A 7,912-nucleotide genomic window follows, 5' to 3' on the forward strand; every position below is an offset into this window, starting at 1 on the left:
TTCAAACTTGTGAACGCTTGTACACCATAAAATGCGATTATTCGAAATTTTTCTCCCCGCACTTCTGGTCATACCCAACGAGCGGAATTATGATTCAGTTACCGAAACCAATAGTCGCATTCAGGATCTAGAGCGCGAATTACAATTCTCTAAGGAAAACTTGCAGGCAACCATCGAAGAACTCGAAACCAGTAATGAGGAGCTTCAGGCAACCAATGAAGAGTTGCTTGCTTCCAACGAAGAGCTCCAGAGCTCCAACGAGGAATTGCAGTCAGTAAATGAGGAGCTGTTTACGGTTAATACGGAATACGAAAAGAAGAATCACGAGCTTAGCCAGGTGAATAGCGATATGGATCACCTATTGCAAAGCACCGAGATCGGTACGATCTTCATCGATCGTAATTTGCGAATCCGCCGTTATACCCCAGCGATTGGTCGTAGCTTCAACCTGCTTACTCAGGACATCGGACGCCCTCTCGAGCACATCACTTACAACTTAGACGGAGACGAAAACCTACTGGAACTCGTAAAAGGAGTGATCACATCTACCGAACCCATTGAGCGTGAGATTCAGCATCGTGAAAGTGGATGGTTTCTTATGCGGATCTACCCATACCTAACAGGAGGGGCAGATTCTTCCGGGGCCGTTATCACATTGATTGATATATCTCCGATCAAGGCTGCCGAGCGTGAACTCTACATGCGCAGTGAACGCTTGAAGCGGTCAAATCAAGACCTCGAGAATTTCGCCTACATCGTCTCTCACGATCTACAAGAGCCCTTGAGAACTATCTCAAGCTACCTGGATCTCCTACAAGGACGGTATGAAAAAGAACTCGATGGCGAGGCTCGCGAATTTATCGAGTATTCGATATCAGGCGCTCTAAATATGCGTAAACGGGTGGATGACCTTTTAGCATACTCGCGTGTAGAAACACGGGGCTCCGAATTCGAAAAGGTAATCGCACAAGAAATAGTCACTCAGGTTCAGAAAAATCTCTCCGAGAAGATAGATTCGGCTAAAGCTACATTCCACTTTGATTTGGAAGCGGTCGAATTTTGGGCGGACCGCAAACAGATTGTGAGCCTTTTCGAGTCGATGATCGACAATGCGCTTCGCTTTAAAAGCAACAAACCTCTTGAAGTCTTTATCTGGGCACGGCGTCAGAAAAATGAATGGCAATTTACGGTAAAAGATAACGGAATCGGCATCAATCCAACCGATTTTGAGCGGATTTTCGATGTCTTCCAGCAGGTGCACTCCCGTGAAGATTATCCCGGAAGTGGCATGGGGCTCGCCATCGCCAAACGAATTATTTTCCGCCACGAGGGACGTATCTGGGTCGAATCACAGCCGGGTCAAGGCACTTCAATATGTTTCGCTTTGCCAATTAAACGTTCGGCGGTTCTCGCCTAAACTATTAGGTGGCGCTGAACATCACAGAATTCTTTATTTTCGAGATCTGACGATCATAGCGCTCTGCAAGCTTGCGCGTTTGCTCAAGTTGCTTTTGAGCTCGTTCGAAATTACTCCGTAACCTCGCTTGATCAAGTTCCCACTTCTGGGTAGTCCAAACTATGCGATTGTTTTCTTTATTCATCCTTGGGGTATGAGGTGGATCATTCTGACGTATGCACTTAATATTCGCTTCTAATTGTCCAATCTCAAAAAAAAATGCGCTGGTAGCATAACTGATAAACAAACCATCATCTGATAAGTATAGCCTTTCCAAGTTAGGTGTTGAAGTCGGAAACCCTTACCTGAAGCCTACACGATTAACACCAACCACAGCTTATCTGATCAGCAATAGGGGTTGAAACAGATCTATGCTAATCCGTTAAATATGGACGTCTCCGTATAAAAATAACATGAATAGTATCCGGAAGATGTGATTTTTACGCAATTATCTTATGTTCAAATAGTCTCTCAATACTCGTTCGATCACCCGCGCGCAACGCAGCAAGTTTCTGCCCTTCATGGCTCACACTATTTCAAAGCCCCCCGGCTCTAGCCCGGAATCCGACGCTTCAAAGTGTAAATCTGCCGCCTCTCCCTGCGGAGTCGTTGTGATTGGATTCTCTGCTGGAGGCCTCTCCTCTGTCGAAAAGGTTTTTAAGAACATGCCCCAGTCGATGGGAGTTTCCTTCTTAGTTTGCCAACATTTGCCTGAGGGATTTGAAAGTAAACTCAACAAAATCCTAGGCCGAGTCACTCGGATTCCAACCCGAAACCTGACCGGTCAAACACGGCTTGCTCCCAACCGTATATATATCGCGCCCTCTCACAGCGACATTGAGTTCCATGGTACTTCTGTGACAGCCTTTGAGAATTATAACGCGGCGAAGCCTTCGTTTTCAATAAGTGCTATTTTTACCGCGGCATCAAAAACCTGGGATGAGCAGTGCGTTGGAGTGGTTTTATCGGGTGTCGGATCTGACGGCACCTCTGGGCTTCAATCTATCATCGAGCGAGGCGGTAAAGCCATCGTAGAATCCTCCGATACAGCTGAATTTTCGGGCATGCCGGAATCCGGCAAGGCAAACAATCAGAAAGCTCAAATTTTGAAACCCAAAGAAATCGCTACGGCAATTCAGACCCATTTCGGAGCAGGCAATGTTACCCATTCGAAACCGACCAAGCAGAATCCCTTCGATGAAGAATGCCGCAAGATTTACCGCCACTTAGACGACTATTTCAAAGTAGACTTCTCTGAATATCGACAGAAGACATTGCAGAACGGGATCCAACAGCGGATGGATCGTGTTCGGATCTTTGACATCAGCGAATACCGCAAATTCCTCACGGTAAACTCCGCTGAAACAGAGTCACTATTCCACAGTTTCTGTATTGGTTTAACTTCATTTTTCAGGGACCCAAAAGCTTTCGCCACGCTTCTCAAGAAAGCCATTTTTCCAACCCTTAAAGCCTCAAAAGAAGAGTATCCTGTACGGGTATGGCTTCCTGGATGCGCAACAGGCGAGGAGGCATTCACAGTGGCGATTCTTTTTTGCAAAGCCTGCCAAGACCTCAATATCAAGCCGAACTTCAAGATCTTTGCCACTGATATCCATGCGAACTCGATACAATTCGCGTCACTTGGGACCTATCCAAAAACTGCTCTGAAAGAACTCGATAGCGCTACAGTTGAGTATGCTTTCAACCCAGAAGGAAACGGCTACCGTATTTGCCCAGAAATAAGATCTCATGTCGTCTTTGCTGAGCACAACATCATTACAGATCCTCCGTTCACTCGACTGGATATGGTCCTTTGCAGGAACTTACTCATCAATTTCGAAAAAGAACTCCAAGAGCGTATCCTTGCGACCATCCACTTCGCTTTGAAATTGAATGGCCACCTATTCCTGGGCTCTGGAGAAAATCCACATTCTCTCGAGGACTCGTTTACGTGCATTGACCTTCCAGCAAGATTATTCCGGCGGAAGGAGGATACTGCTATTGAGCATCCTCACCGGACCCAACATCCAAAATTCGAGTTTAAACGAACGATAGACAAGGCCACTCCTGTGATCTTTCCAAAGAAAGGCATAGGTCGTCAGGACCTTGCACTAAGCCGCAGCATGGAGCAGCTTCTTGAAAATATTTATGGAGAGAGTGTCCTCATCGATCATGATTTCACCTTAGTTCAAAGTTTCGGAGACTGTAGCCGATTTTTAACGACGAGCAAAGGCAGGCAGACACTGAATCTACGTGAGCTTATCGATCCTGATCTTAAGTCAGCCGTCACAAGTGCGGTGAATAAGGCAAAGGCGAATACAAGGGCGGGCTGATACGAGTCACCGTGGATCCCCTCAGCGCGAGCCATAATGATGACCTTCATATTAGTATTCGCTTTGAAAATGAGTCTTTGGCACCAATCGCAGTTGGAGAAAGCGGAAATAACTCAGCTACCTTCCCGAGCGACAACGACTACGTCACCATGCGGGACGAACTCATAAACACTCAAGGATACCTTGAATCTACGATTGAGGAATTCGAAACGAGCAATGAGTCTCTTCAAAATACAAATGAGGAACTTCTCACCGCCAACGAGGAACTTCGGGTGCAATTGAAAGGACGGGGAGTTTTTCCAGTTGTCGCTCCTCTGCTCCAGTGGTTGTAGTTGAGCCGCTCTGTCGGCTCGCGGCTTCAGGCGCGGATCGCAGCAACGGCCCGCGCCCCGACAGAGCGGGACGGCTACAACAAAGGCAGTTGGGGAAATCTCCCCGCTACTTCAATTACACCCAGGAACTTCAGTCAACGAATGAAGAGCTTCACTCGGTTAATGAAGAGCTTTTTACTGTAAATTCGGAATATAAGCAAAAGAATGATGAGCTCGCCCGGCTCAATGCTGATTTTGATAAGCTTCTAGAAAACACCATGATCGGCACAGTGTTCCTAGATAATCATCTACGGGTCCGCAAGTTCACCCCTGTTGCGACCGAGACACTTAACCTGATTCGCCGAGACATTGGACGACCGATCCACCATATCAGCCATAATTTTACAGACTATAATAACTTCTCTACCGATGTGAAAATAACCTGTGAATCGGGTGAGTTTTGCGAAATAGAAGCGAAGACAAACACAGGCGCGACCTTTTTGATTCGGATGACTCCTTATGACGAGATCAACGGGGAACATCACAGTGTCGTCATTACCTTCATCGATATCAGTCGGCTTAAGCAGGCAGAGGCGTCCATAACCGAGCACCAGAGCCGGTTAGACATTGCAGAGCAGCTTGCCAATTTGGGGTCTTGGGACTGGGATTTAAAAACAGATATGATAACACTCGATGTGCGATTCTCTGCGGTTTCCGGGTTGGGTATCGAAGGCGTGCTGGATTCTAAGACCTTCTTCAAAGAAATTCATCGCTACAGCGACGGCCCCTATGAAGAAACGATACGCACTAAAATAAACGCTAAGGACACCCTCCAATACGATTGGCATTTCACGCTCCCAAACGGCACCCATAGATACCTGAGAGGCTATGGAGCGGTGACGCGTGATAGATTCCGCAACCCGGTGCATTTCCGAGGCATTCTCACCGACGAGAGTGAGTTTCGCCAACAGCAAGAATTCGTGATGCAGCAGAAAAAAGACATGGAAACGCTCCTTTACGTGATTTCTCATGACCTAAGGGAACCCCTACGCGCAATCCGTAATTTTTCGAAGTTTCTCAGTGATGGTTCACAATCACTCGCGAGTGAGAAAAGCCTCAATTTCCTATCTCGCATCCTCCATGCATCCGAGCGCATGGACTTGCTGCTCAACGAAGTGTCCGAATTATCCCGTCTCAAGCGAAACTCAGATCCGTTCGAGTATGTCCAGGGCAATCAAATCGTTGAACGCGCCATCAAAAATCTCGAAAATCGGATCGAGCAATCAGGGGCCAGTATTACAGTGGCTAGAGACTTGCCAGAATTGAAAGTTAACAAGACTTGGGCGATTCAGGCTATTTTCAATCTGATAGCCAATGCCCTAAAGTTCGTAAAAGAAGGCGAATCACCGGAAATACTCATCACACCTTATGTGGCTCCCAAAGCATTCAGTAATCACGTAGGCATTGTTGTGCAGGATCGTGGTCCCGGCGTGCCTGCTGAGAGCGCGGAGCGGATATTCAAGCTATTCCAACGCGCTGTGGGCAAAGACGTCGAAGGCACCGGTGCAGGCCTTGCTATAGTAAAAGAAGTGGCAAAGAAACACGGAGGCGAAGTTTTCTATGAATCACGAATTAAGGGTGGTTCGAAATTCACGATAACATTTCAAAAATAGAAACCCCAGCCGATGGAACCTGGACTTAACACAATCGATATAGCTCTAATCGATGACAGTGAGGATGACATCCTAATGATGCGCGAAGCTGTCGCCCTCTCTGCCCCACTCAAAATCACCGAAGTGTTTCATAATGGAATGGAGGCCTTGGAAAAACTAATCCTAAACAGTCGACCTGCACAACTTCCCGACCTAATCCTTCTAGATATCAATATGCCGAGGATCAACGGCTTCGATGTAATCAGAAAACTCAAGAACGATGCGCGCCTCCGGATCGTTCCTACAATTCTTCTCACCACAAGCAATCGAGAGGAAGATGTCTTAAAGGCCTATGCTCTAGGGGCGAGTTCTTACATCCAGAAACCCTTTGAGTTCGATGAACTGGTCAACTCCACACGCTGTGTTGCATCATATTGGTCGGCCATGTTGTTGCCAAACCACAATTTACGCCCTCAAACGTTTTAAATACTGTGAAAATTTTGCTTATCGAAGATAGTGAGGATGACAAACTCATCCTCGAGAACATCTTGTTTTCAAATTCTGCAATAGAGAATTGTTCTCCGCCCGGAGCATTCGAGCTCATCTGGGTAGAAACCTTGTCAAAGGGCGTCGCATGGATTGCTGAAAATTCATGTGATATCGTCCTCCTAGACCTTTCGCTCCCAGATAGCTTTGGCCCAAATGGTATCCAGAAACTCCAACAGTTGCAGCGAGAATTTGCGATCATCGTATTCACAGGAAACCTTCACGAATCTGTTGGGATCGAATCCGTGCGCGAGGGTGCAGATGATTATCTCATCAAAGGTGAATTTTCTCGCGGACTACTCGTTCGCTGCATGATGCACGCAGTTGAGCGCAGGAAGAATAAAATAGCCTTGGCACGCACCCAGTCAGCACTCCTCGAGGCCAAACTTGCCGCCGAGGAAGCGAGTGATGCAAAGACAATATTTCTCGCAATGATGAGCCATGAGTTCCGGACGCCACTCCAAAATATTCAAGGGTTTGTATCCTTGCTTGAGGACACGCCACTGGATGAAGAACAAAAGGAATATGTTGGGATAGCACTCAGCAATGTGACAAAACTCGAAATACTGATCGAAGACATTGTGGATTACTCCAAAGTCGAAAAAGGCACTCTTAAAATTGTCAATAAGGCCTTCGATCTCATGCAAACAGTCAGGGAAACTGTTAATATGGTCGATCGGAAAATGACTGATACCGGTCCAACAATTCAAATAAGTATTCCGGAGCCATTACCGAGGGCAGTAGTCGGTGATTCAGGGCGACTTACGCAGATATTGAATAATCTCCTCGTAAATGCACGCAAGTTCACTCCAGCAAACAAGACCATATTTCTTAGAATCCAAGGCGAAAATGAAAACCAGAGATATCGACTGAAGTGCTCTGTTGAAGATACTGGCAGCGGAATTCCTCAAGAGGCCCTCGACACCATTTTTGCACCATTCAAACAAGCAAACCCTGAAAACGATCAATCAATCGGGGGCACTGGTCTAGGCCTAGCCATCTGCAAACGGCTCTGTCAGCTAATGGGTGGACATATAGAAATACGGAGTAATCTCGGCCTTGGAACCTGCGTATATTTCGAACTCCTCTTCGAACATACCAAAAAAACGTCCATAGACTCTGACAACACACCCCATGGTGCGCTGGCTCTACAAGACCTCACACCAGAAAAAACTCTAAGTATATTAGTCGCTGAAGACAATCTTCAAGGGGGTGTTGTCCTCGAGAAACAACTCGCAAAACTAGGACACGAGTGCCAGATTGTGAGAGATGGAAAAAGCGCAATCGCGCAGCTGCAACGACAAGCCTTCGATCTCATCCTAATGGACACCCGCATGCCAGTAATGAATGGTTGCGAAGCCACACAGTTCATTCGCCAAGGCGCGGCAGGCGCCCATAACTCAAATATCCCTATCATTAATATTTCAGCAAATGCCTCACCCGAAGACATACTTAAGATTCGCGATAGTGGAATGGATGATCACCTCAAGAAGCCAATCCGCATAAGGGATCTAAAAGACAAGATTGAACAATACAGTGAAGTGGTTCCGAACCTTGGACAGGTTTTTTTGTTCTGTTAAGGTGTAGCTCAGCCAGCTCCTGAAGGAAGTCGAG

At 46.7% G+C, this 7,912-nt stretch carries 6 protein-coding genes; all 6 read left to right on the plus strand.

Annotated features, from left to right (window positions below; translation table 11 throughout):
- Positions 1-31 precede the first annotated feature (31 nt).
- Complete coding sequence (locus tag HRU10_14505; GenBank protein NRA28443.1) at positions 32-1,417, plus strand: PAS domain-containing protein; 1,386 nt, start codon at positions 32-34, stop codon at positions 1,415-1,417.
- A gap of 560 nt (positions 1,418-1,977) precedes the next feature.
- Complete coding sequence (locus HRU10_14510) at positions 1,978-3,789, plus strand: hypothetical protein (protein ID NRA28444.1); 1,812 nt, start codon at positions 1,978-1,980, stop codon at positions 3,787-3,789.
- A gap of 11 nt (positions 3,790-3,800) precedes the next feature.
- Positions 3,801-4,121 carry a hypothetical protein gene (locus HRU10_14515; GenBank protein ID NRA28445.1) on the plus strand — a complete coding sequence of 107 codons (321 nt, stop codon included), beginning with the start codon at positions 3,801-3,803 and terminating at the stop codon, positions 4,119-4,121.
- A gap of 89 nt (positions 4,122-4,210) precedes the next feature.
- A complete protein-coding gene (locus HRU10_14520; GenBank protein ID NRA28446.1) occupies positions 4,211-5,773 on the plus strand; it encodes a PAS domain-containing protein in 1,563 nt (520 codons plus the stop codon).
- Between the two features lie 12 nt (positions 5,774-5,785).
- Positions 5,786-6,238 carry a response regulator gene (locus HRU10_14525; protein ID NRA28447.1) on the plus strand — a complete coding sequence of 151 codons (453 nt, stop codon included), beginning with the start codon at positions 5,786-5,788 and terminating at the stop codon, positions 6,236-6,238.
- Between the two features lie 5 nt (positions 6,239-6,243).
- Positions 6,244-7,878: a response regulator gene (locus HRU10_14530; GenBank protein NRA28448.1), complete on the plus strand. Its 1,635-nt coding sequence runs from the start codon at positions 6,244-6,246 to the stop codon at positions 7,876-7,878.
- Positions 7,879-7,912: the final 34 nt, after the last annotated feature.

Source organism: Opitutales bacterium (assembly GCA_013215165.1).
GTDB lineage: Bacteria > Verrucomicrobiota > Verrucomicrobiia > Opitutales > JABSRG01 > JABSRG01.